Below are 20712 nucleotides of genomic sequence, written 5' to 3' on the forward strand. Positions count from 1 at the left end.
GTTTCGTCATGGTTTTGTCACGTGCGGGCATGTGGCGTCCCCACGGGGAACCCGCCAGAGCATCCGGTCCCTCTTTCTTCACGGATTTCTTCACGGATCGGAGCGGACAACGCGCATCCCATGAGACTGGAGTGAATCGTGACAACGCCGGACACAGCAGCACGGCGCGTCATACGGGCCTGTGCCGTCCTGATGGTCGGCGCCCTGGGACTCACCGCGTGCGGTGGGCCGAGCCCCGCGAAGGACGGCAAGGGCGGGGACTCGGCGACCAAGTCCTCGCAGGCGCGGATCGACATCTCGGCGAAGAACGGCTCGACGGGCGCGTCGATCAACTCGACCGGTGTGAAGGTCAGCGACGGCACGCTGACGAACGTGCGGATGTCGGTGGCGGGTTCGGGGCAGGACGTGCCGGGGGCGATGGCCGCGGGCGGTGCGAGCTGGGTGCCGAAGGAGCAGCTGGAGCGGGGGACGAAGTACGAGATAGCCGCGACGGCCAAGGACTCCGACGGGAGGTCCGTGGCCGCGAAGTCGGTGTTCACCACCGTCGACAAGGCGCACAGCTTCATAGGGACGTACACGCCGGACGGGGGGACGACGGTCGGTGTGGGGATGCCGGTGTCGTTCAATTTCGACAAGGCGATCACCGACAAGAAGGCCGTGCAGTCGCACATCACCGTCAGCTCCAGCAGCGGCCAGCAGGTGGTCGGGCACTGGTTCGGGTCGCAGCGGATCGACTTCCGGCCCGAGGAGTACTGGAAGGCCGGGTCCAAGGTCACGATGAAGATCGACCTGGACGGGGTCGAGGGCGCGAACGGCGTCGTCGGGGTGCAGAAGAAGACCGTGAGCTTCGTCGTCGGACGCTCGCAGGTGTCGACGGTCGACGTGAACACGCAGACCATGACCGTCGTCCGGGACGGCAAGACCGTCAAGAAGGTGCCGATCTCGGCCGGCAGCCCGGAGTTCACCACCTACAACGGGCAGATGGTGATCTCCGAGAAGTACAAGAAGATCCGGATGGACAGCCGGACGGTCGCGCTGGCCAACGCGTACGACATCCCGGACGTGCCGGACGCCATGCGGCTGACGCAGTCGGGGACCTTCATCCACGGCAACTACTGGTACAACAAGGGGAATCCGCCGTTCGGGCGCACCGGCACCAGCCACGGCTGCGTGGGGCTCCAGGACGTCAAGGGCGGACAGGGCGACACCCCGGCCAAGTGGTTCTACGACAGCTCGATCATCGGGGACGTGGTCATCGTGAAGAACTCCCCCGACAAGCAGGTCGCGCCGGACAACGGACTCAACGGCTGGAACCTGTCGTGGAGCGAGTGGACCGCCGGAAGTGCCGTCTGACCGGGGATTTTTGACGGATCATCGGGTCGCGTGGGAACTTCCTGCGCGGCCCGGGCGTTTTCCGGGCGTACGTTTTCTCGGTTCCCGGACATGATGTCCGACCGAGGGGCTACGGTATGCACCCACAAGGTGACATGCAGCAACGCCGGGAGAAACCTTGAGCGTTCCGTACGAGACGGCAGCGTACGAACCACCCGAGTCGCCCGAGTCTCCGGAGGAGCACCTCGCGCGACTCCTCGGTCGTGCCCTGAACTCCTTCGAACTGCCCGACGAGACGATACGGCGACTGGACTGCGCGCTGGCGTACGACAGTTCGCTGCACTCCGCGCACCACAGCGCGGGACTGCACCGCGAGACGTACCGGCACACCTGGCTGCTCGCGGACGGCTCGGCGCTCACCCTGTGGGAGCTCGTCCACAACACCGCGCGGGACAGCGTCCCGCAGCACGAGGTGTACGTCGACGAGGAGGAGCTGCGGACGGCGACCGCGCGGCTGCCGCTGCCGCCGGACACCCCGGACTTCGAACTGCCGGTGACGGTGCAGCTGGAGCCGGTCCACCCGCCCCGGCACGCCTACGTCCCGGACGACTCGGCGGACCACGCGCGCCGGCTCCTGCGCCGCGCGGAGAACCAGGACCGGCCGGACGCGGCGACGGTCGCCCTGCTGACCACGGCGTTCGCGCACCAGATCACGCAGGCGTTCGGACGCCCGTGCCGGGCGGGGCGCGCCGGGCTGTGCTTCTCGCTCTACGAGCACGCGTTCCTGCTGCGGGACGGCGCGGAGATCTCCCTGTGGGAGGTCGAGCACACGGTGACGCCCGACGGACGGCACATGTGCGAGGTGTACGTCAGCGAGGACGCCGCCCGCGACGCGATGGAGCGGCGCGCGGCACAGGTCTCCTGAGCCGGACCCACCGGTGCCGTGTCAGCGGCCGGTGACGAGTTGTCGTACGAGACCCGCGAAGGCGTCCTGTTCCGCCGGGGTCAGTTCGACGGACTCCAGGTGCGGGCCCTCCTGCCGCTGGTGCGGGAGTGCGGGCAGGGAGCGGGCGGCGGCGCGCCGGGCCGTGGCCGTGAAGGTGCCGCGGCGCAGCAGCCAGGCGAGGCCCACCGCCCAGACGAGGGTCACCAGGGCGAGCAGGGTCATCCCCAGCACCTGGTAGACGGAGACGTGATCGGGCATGCGCCCCAGTACACACCACGGTCCGGGACTTCTGTCCCGGACCGTGACGTATCTCGCAGGTGCCGTGAACCACTCACGGCCGCCCCAAAGGGGCGGTTCTCACGCGGCGACCGGCTGCTTCGGCGCGGCCTCGGCGACGGGCGCCGCGGGGGTCTCGGCGGCGGGGGTCGTCTTGCGCATGCCCTTCAGTACGACCACCAGGGCCGTGGTGACGCACACGCCGACCGCGATGGCGATCAGGTAGAGGAAGGCGTGGCCGATCAGCGGGACCACGAAGATGCCGCCGTGCGGGGCGCGCAGCGTGGCGCCGAAGGCCATCGACAGCGCACCGGTGATCGCGCCGCCCACCATCGACGGCGGGATGACGCGCAGCGGGTCGGCCGCCGCGAACGGGATCGCGCCCTCGGAGATGAAGGAGGCACCGAGGACCCAGGCGGCCTTGCCGTTCTCGCGCTCGGTCGGGGTGAAGAGCTTGCCGCGGACCGTCGTGGCCAAGGCCATCGCCAGCGGCGGGACCATACCGGCGGCCATGACCGCGGCCATGGTCTTCATCGCGGAGTCGCTCGGGCTGGAGACCGCGATACCGGCGGTGGCGAAGGTGTACGCGACCTTGTTGACGGGGCCGCCGAGGTCGAAGCACATCATCAGGCCGAGCAGGGCGCCAAGCAGGATGGCGTTGGAGCCGGACAGGCCGTCCAGCCAGTCGGTCATGCCCTTCTGCGCGGACGCGATGGGCTTGCCCACGACGACGAACATCAGGACGCCGACGATCGCCGAGGAGATCAGCGGGATCACCACCACCGGCATGATGCCGCGCAGCACGGGTGGGATGGTGATCCGCTGGATCGCCATCACCACACCGCCGGCCAGCAGACCGGCGACCAGGCCGCCGAGGAAGCCCGCGCTGATCGTGGAGGCGATCATGCCGCCGACGAAGCCGGGGACCAGACCGGGCCGGTCCGCCATGCCGTAGGCGATGTAGCCCGCCAGGACCGGGACCAGGAAGCCGAAGGCCACGCCGCCGATCTGGAACATCAGGGCGGCCCAGCTGTCGACCTGGGTCCATACGAAGTGGTCCATGACCGACGGTGCCGTCTTGATCTCGTAGCCGCCGATCGCGAAGCCGAGGGCGATCAGCAGACCGCCGGCCGCGACGAACGGGACCATGTAACTGACGCCGGACATCAGCCACTTGCGCAGCCTGGTGCCGTAGCCCTCGCCGGACTCGCCGGCGCGCTCGACCGGAGTGGACGGCGCGGAACCGGAGGTGACCTCGCCGCGCTCCGCCTTCCCGCGCACCTCGGAGATCAGCTCGGCCGGCCGGTTGATGCCCGCCTTCACTCCGACGTCCACCGTGGGCTTGCCGGCGAAGCGGTCCTTCTCGCGTACGGGGACGTCGTGGGCGAAGATCACGCCGTCCGCGGCCGCGATGACCGCCGGGTCGAGGCGGGTGAAACCGGCCGAGCCCTGGGGCTCGACGACGATGTCGACGCCCGCCTCACGGCCCGCGTTCTCCAGCGACTCGGCCGCCATGTAGGTGTGGGCGATGCCGGTCGGGCAGGAGGTGACGGCGACGATCCGGAAGGGGGCGTCGGGGGTGGTGGCCGTTGCGGTATCGGCGGAGGCCGCCGCCGATACCGCAACGGAGTCTTCGGGGGTGCTCGGGGCCGCCGGCGCCTCGTCCCCCCGGATCAGCGCCGCCGCGCTCCCCGCGTCCCCCACCGACCGCAGCGCGTCCGTGAACTCGGTGTTCATCAGCTGGCGGGCGAGCGAGGAGAGGATCGTGAGGTGGGCGTCGTCCGCGCCGGCGGGGGCGGCGATGAGGAAGATCAGGTCGGCGGGCCCGTCCGGCGCGCCGAAGTCGATGCCGGCGGCGCTGCGGCCGAAGGCGAGCGTCGGCTCGGTGACGTGCTCGCTGCGGCAGTGCGGGATGCCGATGCCGCCGTCGAGGCCGGTGGGCATCTGGGCCTCGCGGGTGGCCACGTCGGCGAGGAAGCCCTCCAGGTCGGTCACCCGGCCCAGGCTCACCATGCGCTCGGCGAGGGCACGCGCCGCCGCTTCCTTGGTGTCGGCGGACAGGTCGAGATCGACCAGGTCCGCGGTGATCATGTCGCTCATCGCGGGCTCCTTCGCACGCGTATCGCCCGGGGGGTGGGGTGGGCGTAAGGGGTGGGGACGGGGGTGGTGGGGTGGGGGTTCTCGGGGAGGGGGGCGGCGAGGGGACGTAAGGGCGCCCCCATGGCCGTACCGAAAGCGGGTGTGAGCGGGCCGTTCATGACACCGGCTCCTTCAGTGCGCGGTCCACCGGCACCTCCGCCGTGACCGTCACCGCCGCCGGGTCCAGGTCGGCCGGGGTCGGCATCACGCTGCCCGGCAGCTGGACGGCGGCCGCGCCGTGGGCGACCGCCGAGGCGAGGGCGTCCGGGCCGCTGCCGCCGGCGATCAGGAAGCCGGCCAGGGAGGAGTCGCCCGCGCCGACATTGCTGCGTACGACGTCCACGCGTGCGCTGCCGAACCAGGCGCCGGAGCCGTCCACGAGGAGTTGCCCGTCCGCGCCCAGGCTCGCGAGGACGGCGCGGGCGCCCATCCCGCGCAGTTCCTCGGCGGCCTTCAGCGCGTCGCCCACCGTGGCGAGGGGGCGTCCGACGGCCTCCGCGAGTTCCTCGGCATTGGGCTTGACCACGTCGGGCCGTTCCCGCAGCGCCTCCTGGAGGGCGCGCCCGGAGGTGTCCAGCGCGATCCGCGCGCCCCCGGCGTGCGCCCGCGCGACCACTTCGGCGTACCAGGAGGGCGCGAGGCCCCGGGGCAGGCTGCCACAGCAGGCGATCCAAGAGGCGTCCCGGGACTGCTCGCGGACGGTCTCCAGGAGGAGCTCCTGCTCCTCGGGGGACAGCTCGGGGCCCGGCGCGTTGATCTTCGTGAGCACTCCGTCGGACTCCGCGAGCGCGATGTTCGAGCGGGTGGCGCCCGCGACCGGTACCGGGGCGACCTCGATGCCCTGGGCGTCGAGCAGGTCGGCGACGAGTGCGCCCGGCGCACCACCCAGGGGCAGGACGGCCACCGTGCGCTGCCCGGCCGCCGCGACCGCGCGCGAGACGTTGACGCCCTTGCCGCCGGGGTCCATGCGCTCGCCGGTGGCGCGGATGACCTCGCCGCGGTCGAGGGCGGGGACCTCGTAGGTGCGGTCCAGGGACGGGTTCGGGGTGACCGTGAGAATCATGCGCGCACTACTTCCGTGCCGCCGCGCTCGATCGCGGTGGCGTCTTCGGGGCTCAGCCCGCTGTCGGTGATCAGCAGGTCCACGTCGCCCAGGTCGCCGAAGCGGGCGAAGTGCTCCTGGCCGTGCTTGGCGGAGTCGGCGAGCAGGACCACGCGGCGGGCGGCGGCGATCGCGGCGCGCTTGACCGCGGCCTCGGCGAGGTCGGGGGTGGTCAGGCCGTGCTCGGCGGAGAAGCCGTTGGCCGCGACGAACAGGACGTCGGCCCGGATCTCGCCGTACGCCCTGAGCGCCCAGGCGTCGACGGCGGCGCGCGTACGGTGCCGTACGCGTCCCCCGACGAGGTGGAGCTGGATGCCGGGGTGGTCCGCGAGGCGGGCCGCGATCGGCAGGCTGTGGGTGACGACGGTGAGGGACGCCTCCAGCGGAACGGCGGCGGCGAGGCGGGCGACGGTCGTACCGGCGTCGAGGATCAGGGTGCCCTCGGTGGGGAGTTCCGCGAGGGCGGCCTTGGCGATGTGGTCCTTCTCGTCGGCGGCCGTGGTCTCGCGCTCGGCGAGGTCCGGCTCGAAGTCGAGGCGCCCGGCCGGGATGGCACCGCCGTGCACCCGGCGCAGCAGGCCCGCGCGGTCGAGGGCCTTGAGGTCCCGGCGGATCGTCTCGGCCGTGACCTGGAACTCCTCGGCCAGCGACACCACGTCCACCCGCCCGCCGTCACGCGCGAGCCGCAGAATCTCCTGCTGCCGCTCCGGTGCGTACATGCCCGCTCGCCTCCGACCGATGCCCGAACGTGTGGTTTCAGTCGGAGGCTACGCCCGGATTTCCGGAAAGTAAACAGGTTCGGGCACACTCCAGACGCAAACGGGCATCCGATCGCCCGCCACTCCGCGAGGGAGGGGCGGGCGTCGGTGTGAGGAGGGGTTCAGTGGGTGAGGATCTTCTCCTCGTCCGCGTCGGCGACGCTGTCCGCGTCGACCGGCTCCCCCTCCATGCCCGCGCCCCGCCCCGGCAGCGCGAACATCAGCAGGAAGATGGCGGCCATGATCGCCGCGACATAGCCCAGCGCGTGCTGGAAGGCGTTCACGAAGGACGGGCCGATCTGGGCGGGTGTCAGACGGTCGGGGAGGGTGCCGAAGAAGACCACCGAGACCAGGCCGAGGCCGAGCGCGTTGCCCATCTGCTGGACCGTGTTGATGAGGCCGGAGGCCGAGCCGGCGTGCTCGCGCGGGACCTCGGAGAGGACCGCGTCCGTGAGCGGGGCGACGATCAGGCCCATGCCCACGCCCATCACGACCAGCGGCAGCGCCATCTGCCAGGAGGAGATCCCCATGCCGTAGTGCTCGGCCTCCCAGAGGTAGAGCAGGACACCGGCCGCCATCAGCAGCGCGCCCGCCTGGAGCACCTTGCGCCCGAAGCGCGGAACGAGCTGCTGGACCGACAGGCCCGCCGCCGTGGAGACCGCGAGCGAGAACGGCACGCCCGTCAGGCCCGCCCGCAGCGGGCTCCAGCCCAGGCCGGTCTGCATGTACAGCGTCCAGACCAGGAAGAAGATACCGAGCCCGATCCCGAACACGGTCTGCACCGCGATCCCGGCCGCGAAGCTCTTCACCTTGAACAGGGAGAGTTCGACCAGCGGCGAACCGTCCCGCGCGGCCTTGCGCTTCTCGTACGCCACCAGCGCGGCGAAGACGACCGGCGCGCCGGCCATCGACACGTACCCCCACAGCGGCCAGTCCAGCTCCTCGCCGCGGGTCAGCGGGTAGAGCAGCATCAGCAGTCCGACGACGACCAGGGCGACCCCGACCAGGTCCAGCTTCAGCGCGCGGGGGGCCTTCGACTCGCTGATGAAACGGTTGCCGAGGATCAGACCCGCGATGCCGACCGGCAGGTTGATCAGGAAGATCGGCCGCCATTCCAGGCCGAAGAGGTTCCACTCCGTCAGCAGCGCGCCCAGCAGCGGGCCGGAGACCGCGCCCAGTCCGACGATCGCGCCGAACAGGCCGAACACCTTGCCGCGTTCGTGCGCCGGGAAGGTCGCGTGCACGATCGACAGGACCTGCGGGACCATCAGCGCCGCCATGGCGCCCTGGAGAATCCGGGCCGCGACCAGCATCTCCGGGTTCGCGGCGAAGCCGCACAGCGCGGAGGCGAGGGTGAAGCCGCCGATGCCGACCAGGAAGAGCCGCTTGCGGCCGTGGATGTCGCCGAGCCGCCCGCCGGTGATCAGGCCGGCGGCGAAGGCGAGGGCGTAACCTGCGGTGATCCACTGGATCTGGCTGACCGAGGCGCCGGCCTCCGCGCGGATCGACGGGATCGCGATGTTGACGATCGTCACGTCGACGAGGTCCATGAAGGCCGCGGTCATCACGATGGCGAGGGCGAACCAGCGACGGCGGTCCCCGGGTGCAGGAAGGGTCTCGGTTGAGGTCATGCCCCGAAGCTACGACCCCTGTAGGACAGATCGTGTCCTACTTCTACGGCATCCTCGAACCCATGACGACGGACACCCCGGCACGGCTCCTGACGCTCCTCTCCCTCCTCCAGACGCCCCGCGAATGGCCCGGCGGCGAGCTCGCCGAACGGCTCGGGGTCTCCCGCCGGACCGTGCGGCGGGACATCGACCGGCTGCGCGAGCTGGGCTATCCCGTGCAGGCGACCATGGGCGCCGACGGGGGGTACCGGCTCGTCGCGGGCAAGGCGATGCCGCCGCTCGTCCTCGACGACGAGGAGGCGGTGGCGATCGCGGTGGGGCTGCGGGCGGGCGCGGGGCACGCGGTGGAGGGGGTGGACGAGGCGTCCGTACGGGCGCTGGCGAAGCTGGAACAGGTGCTGCCGTCTCGGCTACGGCACCGGGTGTCCACGCTCCAGGCCGCGACGACTCCGCTGACCAGTGGGGACGGGGCGAGCATCGCGCCCGAGACGCTGACGGTGATGGCGTCCACGGTCGCGGGGCGGGAGCGGCTGCGGTTCGCCTACCGGGCGAAGGACGGGGTGGCGTCGCGGCGGGTCGTCGAGCCGTACCGGCTGGTGTCGACGGGGCGGCGCTGGTACCTCGTGGCGTACGACCTCGATCGGGCCGACTGGCGGACGTTCCGGGTGGACCGGGTGAGCGAGCCGTTCGCCACCGGGGCGCGGTTCGCTGCGCGGGAGTTGCCGACGGGGAGTGCGGCGGAGTATCTGCGGCAGTCGATGTACGGGCGGCGGGAGGTGTCGTACGAGATGGATGTGACGTTCTCGGCGCCGGTGGAGGTGGTGGCGGCGAAGGTGCCGGGGTGGGTGGGAGTGCCGGTTCCCTTCGGGGAGGGGGCGTGTCGGCTCCGGGCGACTGTGGGGGATGCGGTGGAGTGGATGGCGGTGCGGTTGGCTCTTACGGGGGTGGAGTTCAGGGTGGAGGGGCCCGAGGAACTGGTGGAAGCGGTACGGGAGTTGGGTGGGCGGATGGTGAGGGCCGCGGGAGGGGGTGGCGGGTGAGGTTGTGGGGCGGGTGCGGCGTCGTCGTGGCTGGTCGCGCAGTTCCCCGCGCCCCTGGGTGGGTGCAGTCCCCCTGGCCCAGATGACACGCCCCTCCCTTGTGACAGAATCGCCCCTTCGGCAGGGCACCCCGTGGTTCAGGTACGGGGTGCCCTGTTGTTCTTTGCCCAAGAAGAGAGCCGGGCTCCGGCGCCCGGGGGGAGGGGCGCCGGAGTCCGGCTCGGGGGAGGTCCCGGCGCCGGGGGGGATAGCGTCGGGACTTGGTCATGCGGGGTGGTCTGAACGTCTTGTGCCCGGTCACCCGGCACTTGATGCAGCATGACCACGCCATGTTTGCGCTGTCTTGAGCCACCCGGCGTACGCGGGCCCGCCCCCCACGGCGCCCAGGGCCTGTGTTTCGGATCAGCTCGGCGTCGCGGGGTCTGGCACGCACTCCCCCACTGCCTCAAAGGCGTGGGGGGACCCCCAGCCGCGTTGTCGTCGGTCGCCGACGCTCCGCGTCGACTCCCTCCTCCGCCTTGCAGCTGCACGCACCAGACCCCGCTCGGCTCGGCCAGGAAGCGCTGTGTCTCCAGGCCGACCTGATCCGAAACACAGGCCCTACGCCGCCGCGTCGAACCCGGTCTGGCGGGCCAGCTTCTTCAGTTCGAGGAGGGCGTGCTTCTCGATCTGGCGGATGCGCTCGCGGGTGAGGCCGTGCTCCTTGCCGACCTCGGTGAGCGTGCGCTCGCGGCCGTCCTCGATGCCGTACCGCATCTTGATGATGGAGGCCGTGCGCTGGTCGAGGCGGCCGATCAGGTCGTCCAGCTCCTCGCTGCGCAGCAGCGTCAGCACCGACTGCTCCGGCGACACCGCCGAGGTGTCCTCCAGGAGGTCGCCGAACTGGGTCTCGCCCTCGTCGTCCACCGACATGTTCAGCGAGACCGGGTCGCGGGCCCAGTCGAGGACGTCGACCACGCGGTCCGCGTTGGAGCCGAGCTCGGCGGCGATCTCCGCGGGCTCGGGGTCGCGGCCGTGCTCGCGGTTGAACTCGCGCTGGACGCGGCGGATGCGGCCCAGCTCCTCGACCAGGTGGACGGGGAGGCGGATGGTGCGGGACTGGTCGGCGATCGAGCGGGTGATGGCCTGGCGGATCCACCAGGTCGCGTACGTGGAGAACTTGAAGCCCTTGCGGTAGTCGAACTTCTCGACCGCGCGGACCAGGCCGGCGTTGCCCTCCTGGATGAGGTCGAGGAGGGGCAGTCCGCTGCGCGGGTAGCGACGGGCGACGGCGACGACGAGACGCAGGTTGGAACGGATGAAGACGTCCTTGGCGCGCTCGCTCTCGTCGACGAGGGCCTGCAGCTCCTCGCGGGACGCGTCCGCCTTGGCCTCCTCGTATCCGTCGAGGACCTGCCGAGCGAACACACCCGCCTCGATGATCTGGGACAGCTCCACTTCCTTGGCGGCGTCCAGCAGCGGTGTGCGCGCTATCTCGTCGAGGTACATGCCGACCAGGTCGCGGTCGGCGATCTCGCCGCCATGGGCGCGAACACTGCGAGCCGCGTCGGTCCGGCCGGTGGCGGACTGACGACGGGCGACGGCACGGGTTGCCATGCGTGCTCCCTTGCAATGGTGGGCTGGCAGGTGGTCCTTAGATCCTCAGCACTTTTCTCGGGTGCCCTGCATCTGATGGAAACAACGACTGGAATCCGGACAGAATTCCCAACCGGCCCCCCGAATTTTCTGATCTTGCAGTACCCTGTCCGGCCACATGAGGAGGCGTGATGCCGTCGGAACGTACAGAGGTGCTGGTCAGGCCGGGAGTCGAGGCGGACCTCGAAGCCCTCACCGCCCTCTACAACCACTACGTACGTGAGACGTCCATCACATTCGACACCGCGGTCTTCACTTCCGAGGAGCGCCGCCCTTGGCTGCTCTCCCACCCTGAAGACGGACCGCACCGCCTGATGGTTGCCACAGACACGGACACACAGGAGATTCTGGGGTATGTCACATCCAGCCCCTTCCGTGCCAAGCGGGCCTACGACACCTCCGTGGAGGTGACCGTCTATCTCGCCCCTCATGCGGGCCGTCGCGGGATCGGCACACTTCTCTACAAAAACCTCTTCGAGGCGCTGGCGACCGAGGACGTGCACCGCGCCTACGCGGGCATCGCCCAGCCCAACGAAGCGTCCACGCGGCTGCATGAACGCTTCGGTTTCCGCTACGTCGGCACATACCGGGAAGTGGGCCGCAAGTTCGGCCGCTACTGGGACGTCGCCTGGTACGAGAAGGAGCTGTAGAGCACCGCGAAGCGGCTCAGCCGAACTGCACCGACCGCTTCGCCATCCCCATCCAGAACCCGTCGATCACCGACCGCTGCGCGTCCAGCTCGCCGGACACGTCCGCGGCGCCCATGGTGACGAACAGGGGTGCGAAGTGCTCGGTGCGCGGGTGGGCGTAGCGGCCGGCCGGGGCCTTGTTCAGGAAGTCCAGCAGGGAGTCCACGTCCCGCGCCTCCAGCGCCTTGCGGCCCCAGTCGTCGAACTCCGAGGACCAGGTCGGCACGCCCGAGCCGGTGTGCCGCAGGGCGGCGAGGTTGTGGGTGAAGAAGCCGGAGCCGACGATCAGGACGCCCTCGTCGCGCAGCGGCGCGAGCTTGCGGCCGATCTCCATGAGCCGGACCGGGTCGAGGGTCGGCATGGAGATCTGCAGGACGGGAATGTCGGCCTCGGGGAACATCTCCACGAGGGGGACGTAGGCGCCGTGGTCCAGGCCGCGGTCCGGGATGTCCTGCACGGGCGTACCGGGGGCGCGCAGCAGCTTGCGGACGGACTCGGCGAGTTCGGGGGCGCCGGGGGCGTCGTACGTCACGCGGTAGTAGTGCTCGGGGAAGCCCCAGAAGTCGTAGACGAGCGGGACGGGGTCCACCGCGCCGAGGGCGAGGGGGGCCTCCTCCCAGTGGGCGGAGACCATGAGGATCGCCTTGGGGCGGGGGAGGTTCGCGGACCAGGCGGCGAGTTCGCCGGGCCAGATCGGGTCGTCGGCGAGCGGCGGGGCGCCGTGGCTCAGATAGAGAGCGGGCATGCGCTCCCGCGTGTCGGCTGTGTCGAGGGACAAGGCGGACATGGCGGCGATTCCTCCGAATGCTTCAAATTTAAAGCTTCTACTCGTATGACTGTACGCCTCATTTGTTTAAGCTTCAAGGAGAGAGCTCGTAGAGTGGGATACATGAACACGGCATCCGTCCCCGCAGAAGAGCCCCGGTGGCTGACCGACGAGGAACAGCTCGTCTGGCGCTCCTATCTGCATGCCACGACCCTTCTCGACGACCATCTGGACCGTCAGCTCCAGCGTGACGCCGGCATGCCGCACGTCTACTACGGCCTTCTCGTCAAGCTCTCCGCGGCGCCGCGGCACCGGCTGCGCATGACCGAGCTGGCCATGCACGCCAAGATCACCCGTTCCCGGCTCTCGCACGCGATCGCGCGGCTGGAGCGCAACGGCTGGGTGCGCCGGGAGGACTGCCCCTCCGACAAGCGGGGCCAGTTCGCGGTCCTCACCGAGCAGGGCCTTCAGGTGCTGGAACGCGCCGCGCCGGGCCATGTGGCCGCCGTGCGCAACGCGGTCTTCGACCGGCTCACCCCGGAACAGCAGAAGTCCCTCGGCGAGATCATGCAGATCGTCGCCGAGGGACTCCAGCCCAACGAAGCGGGTGCGGATCTGCCCTGGCTCCGCTGAGCCAGGGCAGGTCCTTGGTGGTCGTGCGTGCGGAGCGTCCCCATCCCCGTACGCACGACAGGTCCGAAGGGGTACGACCGGACGGCCGCCAGTCAGTGGGCGACGACCGGGACCGGCAGCTCCTCCTCGGCGCCCTCGCCGGAGGCCACGGTGGTGCCGTCCGGACGGCCGGCGTTGACCAGGGTCACGACGATCGCGGCGGCCAGCACCAGCATGCCGACGGCGAACCAGATCGCGTTGGTGTAGCCGTGCACCTGGCCCTCCAGGGCCACCAGTTGCTGCTGGGACTCGGAGGCCGCGGAGCCGATGTGGTCCTTGATGTACGAGGTCGTGGCCGACGCGGCGATCGTGTTCAGCAGGGCCGTACCGATCGCGCCGCCCACCTGCTGCGAGGTGTTGACCATCGCGGAGGCGACACCCGCGTCACGCGGCTCGACGCCCAGGGTGGCCAGCGACATGGCCGGCATGAAGGCCGTACCCATGCCGAGGCCGAGCAGCAGCATCGCGGGCAGGATCGTCGAGGCGTACGACGAGCCGATCTCCAGCTGCGTCATCAGCAGCATGCCGACCGCGGCGACCAGGAAGCCGGGGCCCATCAGCAGACGGGCCGGCAGGCGGGTCATCAGACGGGTGCCGATCTGGGTCGAGCCGACCATCATGCCGACGATCATCGGCATGAAGGCGAAGCCGGTCTTGATCGGCGTGTAGCCCTTCACGATCTGCAGGTAGTAGGTGAGGAACAGGAAGGTGCCGAACATCGCGATGATCGCGATACCGAGCGAGAGGTAGATACCGCCGCGGTTGCGGTCGGTGACCACGCGCAGCGGCAGCAGCGGGGCCTTGACCTTCGCCTCGGTGACGACGAAGGCGATCAGCAGGACGGCCGACGCGACGAACATGCCGACGGTCACGGAGTCGCCCCAGCCGTCGGACTCGGCGCGGGTGAAGCCGTAGACCAGCGCGACCAGGCCCAGGGTGGACAGCAGGACGCCGGGGATGTCGAGCGGGTTGCGGTTGCGGCCGCCCTCCGGCTCACGGATGACGAAGTACGCGCCGAGCGCGGCGACGATCGCGAACGGGATGTTCACGAAGAAGGTCCAGCGCCAGTCCATGTACTCGGTCAGCACACCGCCGAGGATGAAGCCGACGGCACCGCCGCCACCGGCGATGGCGCCGTAGATGCCGAACGCCTTGGCCCGCTCCTTGGCGTCCGTGAACATCACGGCGAGCAGGGAGAGCGCGGCGGGCGCGAGCAGGGCGCCGAAGACGCCCTGGAGGGCGCGGGCGCCGAACATCATGGCCTCGTTGGTGGCGGCGCCACCGAGCGCGGAGGCGCCGGCGAAGCCGATCAGGCCCACGACGAAGGCGTTTTTGCGGCCCCACAGGTCGGCTATGCGGCCGCCGAAGAGCAGGAGTCCGCCGAAGGCGAGGGCGTAGGCCGTGACGACCCACTGCCGGTTGCCGTCGGAGATGCCGAGGTCGGTCTGGGCGGAGGGCAGGGCGATGTTCACGATGGTCGCGTCGAGGACGACCATCAGCTGGGCGAGCGCGATGAAGACGAGCGCTTTCCAGCGGTTGGCGTCACCGGACACGGCCGGTGCGCCGGGAGCCTTCGCGGCTGTTTCAGACATGGGGGTACCCACTTCGGGACTTCGGTTCGGAAAAAGGGAACGAAAACGCTGCTACTGGTGACTGCTGAGCTGCTCTGAACTAATCGGTCAGGACTGGCGGAGGCCCTCCATCGTCACGGCCGTGCCCGGAAGCTCGGAGCGGGCCGGGGCCCGCAGTCCGTCCAGGAACAGCTGAAGAGTGCGGTGTACGAACCCGTCGAGGGTGAGGCAGCCGGTGCCGGCCGGGGGCCGGGACAGCTGGGCCACGGCGACCATCAGGTCACCGACACTCACGTCGACACGGAGCTGACCGGCCGCCCTTGCCCGGTCCATGAGCTGCTCGACGAGCTGCTCGATCCGTTCGCGGGACGCCTCCAGGTCGGGGTGGTACTGGTCGAAGGTGCTCTGGACCATCGGGCACAGAGCGGTGATGCGCTCGTCGGCGGAGGCGTGCACGAAGCGCTCCAGCGCGCCGAAGGCGTCACCCGTCTCGGCGAGCGCGAGTTCGGCCGCCTCGGACGTCCGGTCCATGACGGAGCAGACGACCTCGCGGACCAGCGCGTCGCGGTCGGGGAAGTTGCGGTACACCGTGGCGTTGCCGACGCCGGCCCGGCGGGCGATGTCGTCGAGCGGCACGTCGCAGCCGAACTCGGTGAACATCTCGCGGGCGGCGGTGACGATCCGCTCGCGGTTGCGCAGGGCGTCGGCTCGGGGCCGGGGCACCTTGCGCTGCGCGGTCGTCGTGGCGGTCACGGCGTGCTCCCCTCGGGGCTGGTTGTGACGATCCGGGGATCCACTCCCCGTTTCGCTCGGACACAGGTCTAAACGGGGAGACGCTCCCCGGTTATTTCGGGTTGAGGAGAAATTATGTTGTGACCTGGGTCACAGGCTCATGGGTACCCACGTTCGGTCTCCTCCAGCGCGCGCCCGCCCCTCCCCCGGCAGAGGGTGATCGAAAAGGCGCAGCCTTCCCACCAGCGGCTGCCGTGCTCCGAAGGGTGCCCCGCATGCCGTGGACCAGCCGTCGCATACGCCCGCGCAGAGTCGCCGCGCTCGCCTCGGTCACCGCGCTGACCCTCGCGGTCGGCACCGCGGCCGGTACCGGGCACCGGCCCACGGACCCCGCGACCGCCGCCGGTTCCGTCGCCCTGGCCCGCACCGCCGCCCACGGTCCCTGTCTGATCAACGGGGGTCCCGCCGTCCAGATGTCCGAGGGCGTGCCCACCCCGCACGGCTACTCCCGCTCCACCGGCACGGTCCGCGCGCTGACCCTGATGGTCGACTTCTCCGACGCACCGGGTTCCGGCAGCGCGCTGGACCGGTTCCGCGAGTTCTTCCCGCAGACCCAGGAGTGGTTCCGCACCAGCTCCTACGGCCGCCTCGACTACCGCCCCGAGGCGCCGGTCACCGACTGGCTGCGGATGCCGAAGCCGTTCCGGGCCTACGGCATAGAGCGCGGCGCCCCCTTCGACCCCGGCTACCGCCGGCTGGTCCAGGACATCGTGGCCGCCGCCGATCCGCAGGTCGACTTCCGGTCGTACGACTTCCTGAACGTGCTGGTGACCCCGAACGCGGGTCCCTCCGCCCTCGACACGGTCCTGTCGGTGACCTTCGCGGGCAACCAGGACGCGCCGACCGCCGACGGTGTCCCGGTCGCCAACGCCTCCTTCGTCTACTCCCGTCAGGACGACGGCTCCGGCTCCTTCGCGCAGACCGGCTACCGGGTCCTCCCCCACGAGAACGGCCATGTCTTCGGCCTTCCCGACCTGTACACCGCCGAGGGCGGGGGCGCGGTCGGCCACTGGGACATCATGAGCGAGGACTGGGGGGCCGACAACGACCTCCTCGGCTGGCACAAGTGGAAGCTGGGCTGGCTGGACGCGACGCAGGTGAACTGCGTGACGGCGGCGGGGACTTCGGAGTACACCCTGACCCCGCTGGCCCGCGCGGGCCTCGGCACCAAGCTGCTCTTCGTGCCGATCGGACGGCGCAGCGGCTACGCCGTCGAACTGCGCACCCGCGAGGGCAACGACGAGGCGGTGTGCCGTCCCGGGGTGCTCGTCTACAAGGTCGACGCGAACGTCGACACCGGCCGCGGACCGGTCCGGGTCTACGACTCCCGGCGCAACAGCGGCGGTTGCACGCGCAGTCCCAACGTCCACGCGGAGCTCTCGGACGCGCCGTTCACCGCCGGGGAGGAGTTCCGGGATCCGGTGAGGGGGGTCCGGGTGCAGGTGGTGGGGGCGGACGCGGAGGGGGACTACCGGGTGTCGGTGACGCGGAGGTAGGGAGCGTCCGGGACGGAGTCGGTACGGGGTTCCCGCCGGGACGGAGGCGGTACGGGGTTCCCGCCGGGACGGAGGCGGTACGGGGTTCCCGCCGGGACGACTACCGTTGGCGTGCCGCGATCGCCGTACCGGAGAAACGATGCCCGCCGAGACCACCCCGCCCGAGGACCCACCCGTGCCGCCCGAGGCGGTGGAGCCGTTGATCCGGGGCGTCAGGGTGCTGCGGGAACTGACCGCGGCGGGCGGCACGCTGAGCCCGAGCGGGCTGGAGCGGGCGACCGGGCTCGCGCGCTCCACGGTCGACCGGATCACCTCCACGCTCTCCCGTATGGGGTACGTCCGTCTCGACGGCCGGGACGCGGTGCTCACCCCCCGGCTGATGGAGCTGGGCAACGCGTATCTGTCCGCCCTGCGCCTGCCCGATCTGCTCGCCGCGCGCGCCGACGCCCTCGCCGACGAGCTGGACGAGTCGGTGTCGCTGGCGGTCGCCGACCGCGACGGCATCCGCTTCATCCACCAGGCCACCCGGCGCCGCGCGATGTCCCTGAGCTTCCGCATCGGCGACCTGCTCCCGGCCGAACGCACGGCTCCCGGGCCGCTGTTCGCCTCCGAGTGGACTCCGGAGCAGTGGCGGGCGTGGCGCGAACGCCGGGCGGCGGATCCGCAGAACCGGGACTTCATGACCGTACCGCCTCGCGAACTGCCTTTCCCTGAGGGGGAGTTCGAGAAGGCGGCGGCGCGGGCGGGGGCGGACGGCTGGGCGCTGGACGACCAGTTGATCGAGCCGGGGCTGGTGGCGGTGTCGGTGCCGGTGCGGGAGCCGGGGGGTGCTCTGCGGGAGCCGGGGGGTGCTCGGATCGCCTGTGTGGCGAGCGTCGTCAGTCACACCAGCCGGCACACGGCGACGGAGCTGCGGACGACGCTGCTGCCGCGGCTGCGGGCGACGGTGGCCGAGATGGAGCGGGCGCTGGCCTCCGCACCGGATCCGGTACCGGGCGCGGCCCCTTCGGGGCTGGCCGCGTGGACCGGCGCGTCGAAGAACGAACTGGGCCGGGACTTCGTGGAGTCCCTCGCGCGCGGGCTGACGGTCCTGACCGCGTTCGGCGAGGGCCGCTCCGCGCTGACCCTGACGGACGTGGCCCGGGCGACGGGCCTGGCCCGCGCGACGGCGCGGCGGGCGCTGATCACGTACGAGTACCTGGGTCTGGTGGCGCAGACGGAGGGCCGCTTCTTCGCCCTGACCCCGCGGATCCTCTCCCTCGGCTTCCCGCCGCTGGCCCGCACGTCCCTCCCCCGCATCGCGGCCCCGCACCTGGCGGACCTGTCGAAGCGGCTCGGGGAGACGGCGGCGATGGCGGTCCCGGCGCCCGGCTCCACCGCCGAGATCCAGGTCACGGCCTGCGCGGTCGCTCCGCGCATCATGGGCGTCGACATCGCGGTGGGCACGCGGCTGCCGGCGGGGTCGACGTCGGCGGGCCGCGTCCTCTTCGCGGGGCCGGGTGCGAGTGCGGATGCGGGTTCGGGTTCGGGTTCGGGTTCGGCCGAGGGGTACGCCCTGGTCGACGAGGAGTGGGAGGAGGGCGTACGGGCGATCGCCGTCCCCGTCCGGGACCGCGCGGGCCGTACGGTCGCCGCGCTGAGTGTCTCCCTGCACGCGGCGGGCCGTACGCCCGAGGAGTGCGTCGCGCAGCTCCTGCCGGAACTCCGCACGACGGCCACGCGGGTCTCCGAGGAGTACCGGGTGGCGTCACGCTTCACGAAGGTCCCGCTGGTCTGACGCCGGTTCAGTCGGTCGAGCGGCGGGTGAACTCCTGGGCGAACGCGCGGGCGGCGGGGCCCGTCCAGCGTCTGCGGTGGCGGGCCAGGCGCACCGGGACGTCGGCGAGGCGGGGGCCGTCGACCCTCACCAGCCGTCCCTGCCGTAGGTGGTCCTCCACCGTCGTGAGCGGCAGGAGGGTCAGCCCCAGCCCGGCGGCGACGCAGGAGCGCGCCGCGTCCACGCTGCCGAACCGGGTCAGCCGCGGTCGGGCGTCCGGCACGGCGAGCAGCCGTCGCTCCAGCCGGTCGCTGTAGGAGCAGCCCTGTTCCAGCAGGAAGAAGCTCTCGGCCGCGAGGTCCGCCCAGGTCACCGTCCCCTCCCGGGTGGCGAGCGGGTGGCCGGGGGCGCAGACGAGGGCGAGGGGTTCCGTGGTGACCGGCTCGGTCGTCACGTCGGGGAAGTCGGCGTCCTCCTCCAGCAGCAGCGCGAGGTCCAGGCGCCCGGACCGCAGCCCCTCGACGCACTCCGCGGTACCGGCCGCGTACAGACGGACCTCCACGCCCGGGTGGCTGGTGCGCAGGGCGGCGATCACGCCCGGCACGCGGGTCGAGCACAGCGACTCGGGGGCGCCGATGGTCACCGGTCCCCGTGCCTCCTCGTCGCCGTCGGCGTTCATGGCCTTCATGGCCTTCAGGCGTGCCACGGCGTCGAGGACGTCCTCGGCCCGTTCCAGCAGCCCCCTGCCGTGCTCGGTGAGCAGGGCGCCGGTGGGCAGGCGGTCGAAGAGGCGGGCGCCGAGCTCCTTCTCCAGGGTGCGGATGTGCACGGTCACCGTGGACTGGGCCAGGTGCAGTTCGGCGGCGGTGGCGGTGAAGCTGCCCGTGCGGGCGAGGGCGGTGAAGGTGTGCAGGAGGCGGGTGTCCACGTCGGCAGGATATGCGAAATGCCGATGGATCCGATCGAGATCCATCGTTGGACTCGATGGATACGGGGTGGCAGCGTGGAGCCATGACCAGCGACCCGAGCGGAACCGACACCCTTCACCGGCCCGAGATCCTGCGCTACTCCGCCTTCACCCACGATCCGGCCGGCGGCAACCCGGCCGGGGTCGTGCTCGACGCCTCCGGGCTCGACGAGGCGGCGATGCTCGCCGTCGCCGCCGAGGTCGGCTACTCCGAGACGGCCTTCGTCACCGGCGGCGCCGAGGGCTCGCGCCGTTTCCGGGTCCGCTACTTCAGCCCGCTCGCCGAGGTCGCCTTCTGCGGCCACGCGACCGTCGCCCTGGCCGTTGCCCTCGCCGAACGTCTGGGCCCCGGCGAGATCGTCCTCGACACCGCGGCGGGCGAGGTGCCGGTGGCGACCCGGGTGGACGCCGACGGCACGGTGTCGGCGACGCTCACCAGCGTGCCGACGCGGTCGCGCACCGCCCTGGACAGCGAACTGAACGCTGCCCTCAAGGCCCTCGGCTGGGCCCCGGAGGACCTCGACCCGGAACTGCCGCCGCATGTGGCGTTCGGCGGCAACGACCACCTGATCCTGGCCGCCGCCTCCCGAGAGCGGCTCGCGGACCTCGACTACGACTTCGACGGCCTCGCCGAGGTGATGCGCGCCCACGGCTGGACGACGCTGCACCTGGTGTGGCGCGAGTCGCCGGAACTGTTCCACGCCCGGAACCCGTTCCCGGTCGGCGGCGTCGTGGAGGACCCGGCGACGGGGGCGGCGGCCGCGGCGTTCGGCGGCTACCTGCGCGCCCTGGACCTCGTCCCCCACCCGTCGCGCATCACGATCCGCCAGGGAGAGGACATGGGCCGCCCCAGCGTCCTGCGGCTCGACGCGACCCCCGAGGACACCCGCGTCCACGTATCGGGAGCCGCCGTACCGATCCCCTGAGCACCGACCCTCCGGCCCCCACCTCGCCAGCCGCTACACTGTGGACGGTCACACAACTGCCGTACGGCGATGCCATCACCGCTGTCCGACAGATCCTCGCCTTCGTAGCTCAGGGGATAGAGCACCGCTCTCCTAAAGCGGGTGTCGCAGGTTCGAATCCTGCCGGGGGCACAGTGAAACGACCTGCGCAGAGGCCCTCCCGTCCGGCGGACGGGAGG

At 71.2% G+C, this 20712-nt stretch carries 18 protein-coding genes and 1 tRNA gene; 9 read left to right on the forward strand and 10 right to left on the reverse strand.

Annotated features, from left to right (window positions below; genetic code table 11):
- Positions 1-138 precede the first annotated feature (138 nt).
- On the forward strand, positions 139-1353 hold the full coding sequence (locus ABZ896_RS02365) for an Ig-like domain-containing protein (protein ID WP_360920580.1): 1215 nt from the start codon (positions 139-141) through the stop codon (positions 1351-1353).
- A gap of 157 nt (positions 1354-1510) precedes the next feature.
- Entirely contained in the window at positions 1511-2257 is a 747-nt protein-coding gene (locus ABZ896_RS02370; RefSeq protein WP_360920583.1) for a DUF6227 family protein, read from the forward strand.
- Positions 2258-2278: 21 nt separating this feature from the next.
- Here the strand turns inward: ABZ896_RS02370 and ABZ896_RS02375 are convergent, their stop codons facing one another.
- The 5 genes from ABZ896_RS02375 to ABZ896_RS02395 all read right to left on the reverse strand — a co-directional run bounded on the left by ABZ896_RS02375 (position 2279) and on the right by ABZ896_RS02395 (position 8184).
- Positions 2279-2536, reverse strand: a complete 258-nt coding sequence (locus tag ABZ896_RS02375; RefSeq protein ID WP_360920586.1) for a hypothetical protein — start codon at positions 2534-2536, stop codon at positions 2279-2281.
- 99 nt (positions 2537-2635) lie between these two features.
- Positions 2636-4654, reverse strand: coding sequence for a fructose-specific PTS transporter subunit EIIC (locus tag ABZ896_RS02380; protein ID WP_360920589.1), 2019 nt, complete (start codon positions 4652-4654; stop codon positions 2636-2638).
- Between the two features lie 154 nt (positions 4655-4808).
- Positions 4809-5756 carry a 1-phosphofructokinase gene (gene pfkB, locus ABZ896_RS02385; RefSeq protein WP_360920592.1) on the reverse strand — a complete coding sequence of 316 codons (948 nt, stop codon included), beginning with the start codon at positions 5754-5756 and terminating at the stop codon, positions 4809-4811.
- A complete protein-coding gene (locus ABZ896_RS02390; RefSeq protein ID WP_360920595.1) occupies positions 5753-6514 on the reverse strand; it encodes a DeoR/GlpR family DNA-binding transcription regulator in 762 nt (253 codons plus the stop codon). Before ABZ896_RS02390 ends, pfkB begins: the two co-directional genes overlap by 4 nt.
- Before the next feature lie 161 nt (positions 6515-6675).
- Positions 6676-8184: an MFS transporter gene (locus ABZ896_RS02395; protein ID WP_360920600.1), complete on the reverse strand. Its 1509-nt coding sequence runs from the start codon at positions 8182-8184 to the stop codon at positions 6676-6678.
- A 62-nt stretch (positions 8185-8246) separates the two neighbouring features.
- Here ABZ896_RS02395 and ABZ896_RS02400 point away from each other — a divergent pair, with 62 nt between their 5' ends.
- On the forward strand, positions 8247-9224 hold the full coding sequence (locus ABZ896_RS02400) for a YafY family protein (protein WP_360920719.1): 978 nt from the start codon (positions 8247-8249) through the stop codon (positions 9222-9224).
- Positions 9225-9824: 600 nt separating this feature from the next.
- Here the strand turns inward: ABZ896_RS02400 and ABZ896_RS02405 are convergent.
- Positions 9825-10820, reverse strand: coding sequence for a sigma-70 family RNA polymerase sigma factor (locus tag ABZ896_RS02405; protein ID WP_360920602.1), 996 nt, complete (start codon positions 10818-10820; stop codon positions 9825-9827).
- 170 nt (positions 10821-10990) lie between these two features.
- Here ABZ896_RS02405 and ABZ896_RS02410 point away from each other — a divergent pair, with 170 nt between their 5' ends.
- Complete coding sequence (locus tag ABZ896_RS02410) at positions 10991-11509, forward strand: N-acetyltransferase family protein (protein WP_360920604.1); 519 nt, start codon at positions 10991-10993, stop codon at positions 11507-11509.
- A 16-nt stretch (positions 11510-11525) separates the two neighbouring features.
- On the opposite strand, the gene ABZ896_RS02415 is transcribed toward ABZ896_RS02410, so the two are convergent.
- Positions 11526-12335 carry a class III extradiol ring-cleavage dioxygenase gene (locus ABZ896_RS02415; RefSeq protein ID WP_360920607.1) on the reverse strand — a complete coding sequence of 270 codons (810 nt, stop codon included), beginning with the start codon at positions 12333-12335 and terminating at the stop codon, positions 11526-11528.
- A 102-nt stretch (positions 12336-12437) separates the two neighbouring features.
- On the opposite strand from ABZ896_RS02415, the gene ABZ896_RS02420 reads away from it, so the two are divergent.
- Complete coding sequence (locus tag ABZ896_RS02420) at positions 12438-12947, forward strand: MarR family transcriptional regulator (RefSeq protein WP_360920610.1); 510 nt, start codon at positions 12438-12440, stop codon at positions 12945-12947.
- 92 nt (positions 12948-13039) lie between these two features.
- On the opposite strand, the gene ABZ896_RS02425 is transcribed toward ABZ896_RS02420, so the two are convergent.
- Together ABZ896_RS02425 and ABZ896_RS02430 are read right to left on the reverse strand one after the other, a co-directional pair.
- Positions 13040-14578: an MFS transporter gene (locus ABZ896_RS02425; protein WP_360920613.1), complete on the reverse strand. Its 1539-nt coding sequence runs from the start codon at positions 14576-14578 to the stop codon at positions 13040-13042.
- Positions 14579-14665: 87 nt separating this feature from the next.
- On the reverse strand, positions 14666-15310 hold the full coding sequence (locus ABZ896_RS02430; protein ID WP_360920616.1) for a TetR/AcrR family transcriptional regulator: 645 nt from the start codon (positions 15308-15310) through the stop codon (positions 14666-14668).
- Positions 15311-15564: 254 nt separating this feature from the next.
- On the opposite strand from ABZ896_RS02430, the gene ABZ896_RS02435 reads away from it, so the two are divergent.
- Together ABZ896_RS02435 and ABZ896_RS02440 are read left to right on the forward strand one after the other, a co-directional pair.
- The gene (locus ABZ896_RS02435; protein ID WP_360920619.1) at positions 15565-16845 is read left to right on the forward strand and encodes a M6 family metalloprotease domain-containing protein; all 1281 of its coding nucleotides are present in this window, start codon (positions 15565-15567) and stop codon (positions 16843-16845) included.
- Positions 16846-16984: 139 nt separating this feature from the next.
- Positions 16985-18622: a helix-turn-helix domain-containing protein gene (locus ABZ896_RS02440; RefSeq protein WP_360920622.1), complete on the forward strand. Its 1638-nt coding sequence runs from the start codon at positions 16985-16987 to the stop codon at positions 18620-18622.
- A gap of 7 nt (positions 18623-18629) precedes the next feature.
- Here the strand turns inward: ABZ896_RS02440 and ABZ896_RS02445 are convergent, their stop codons facing one another.
- On the reverse strand, positions 18630-19529 hold the full coding sequence (locus ABZ896_RS02445; protein ID WP_360920625.1) for a LysR family transcriptional regulator: 900 nt from the start codon (positions 19527-19529) through the stop codon (positions 18630-18632).
- An 83-nt stretch (positions 19530-19612) separates the two neighbouring features.
- Here ABZ896_RS02445 and ABZ896_RS02450 point away from each other — a divergent pair, with 83 nt between their 5' ends.
- Together ABZ896_RS02450 and ABZ896_RS02455 are read left to right on the forward strand one after the other, a co-directional pair.
- Positions 19613-20494 (forward strand): PhzF family phenazine biosynthesis isomerase, encoded by an 882-nt coding sequence (locus tag ABZ896_RS02450; RefSeq protein ID WP_360920628.1) that lies wholly within the window; start codon positions 19613-19615, stop codon positions 20492-20494.
- Positions 20495-20592: 98 nt separating this feature from the next.
- A tRNA-Arg gene (locus ABZ896_RS02455) sits at positions 20593-20665 on the forward strand.
- Positions 20666-20712: the final 47 nt, after the last annotated feature.

Source organism: Streptomyces sp. NPDC047072 (assembly GCF_040643855.1).
GTDB lineage: Bacteria > Actinomycetota > Actinomycetes > Streptomycetales > Streptomycetaceae > Streptomyces.

What these genes read in the sequence shown, in the direction of transcription:
- ABZ896_RS02375 (WP_360920586.1), bottom strand. Translation starts at nt 2,536, where the DNA reads ATGCCCGATCACGTCTCCGTCTACCAGGTGCTGGGGATGACCCTGCTC.
- ABZ896_RS02380 (WP_360920589.1), bottom strand. Translation starts at nt 4,654, where the DNA reads ATGAGCGACATGATCACCGCGGACCTGGTCGATCTCGACCTGTCCGCC.
- pfkB (WP_360920592.1), bottom strand. Translation starts at nt 5,756, where the DNA reads ATGATTCTCACGGTCACCCCGAACCCGTCCCTGGACCGCACCTACGAG.
- ABZ896_RS02390 (WP_360920595.1), bottom strand. Translation starts at nt 6,514, where the DNA reads ATGTACGCACCGGAGCGGCAGCAGGAGATTCTGCGGCTCGCGCGTGAC.
- ABZ896_RS02395 (WP_360920600.1), bottom strand. Translation starts at nt 8,184, where the DNA reads ATGACCTCAACCGAGACCCTTCCTGCACCCGGGGACCGCCGTCGCTGG.
- ABZ896_RS02400 (WP_360920719.1), top strand. Translation starts at nt 8,247, where the DNA reads ATGACGACGGACACCCCGGCACGGCTCCTGACGCTCCTCTCCCTCCTC.
- ABZ896_RS02405 (WP_360920602.1), bottom strand. Translation starts at nt 10,820, where the DNA reads ATGGCAACCCGTGCCGTCGCCCGTCGTCAGTCCGCCACCGGCCGGACC.
- ABZ896_RS02410 (WP_360920604.1), top strand. Translation starts at nt 10,991, where the DNA reads ATGCCGTCGGAACGTACAGAGGTGCTGGTCAGGCCGGGAGTCGAGGCG.
- ABZ896_RS02415 (WP_360920607.1), bottom strand. Translation starts at nt 12,335, where the DNA reads ATGTCCGCCTTGTCCCTCGACACAGCCGACACGCGGGAGCGCATGCCC.
- ABZ896_RS02420 (WP_360920610.1), top strand. Translation starts at nt 12,438, where the DNA reads ATGAACACGGCATCCGTCCCCGCAGAAGAGCCCCGGTGGCTGACCGAC.
- ABZ896_RS02425 (WP_360920613.1), bottom strand. Translation starts at nt 14,578, where the DNA reads ATGTCTGAAACAGCCGCGAAGGCTCCCGGCGCACCGGCCGTGTCCGGT.
- ABZ896_RS02435 (WP_360920619.1), top strand. Translation starts at nt 15,565, where the DNA reads ATGCCGTGGACCAGCCGTCGCATACGCCCGCGCAGAGTCGCCGCGCTC.
- ABZ896_RS02440 (WP_360920622.1), top strand. Translation starts at nt 16,985, where the DNA reads ATGCCCGCCGAGACCACCCCGCCCGAGGACCCACCCGTGCCGCCCGAG.
- ABZ896_RS02450 (WP_360920628.1), top strand. Translation starts at nt 19,613, where the DNA reads ATGACCAGCGACCCGAGCGGAACCGACACCCTTCACCGGCCCGAGATC.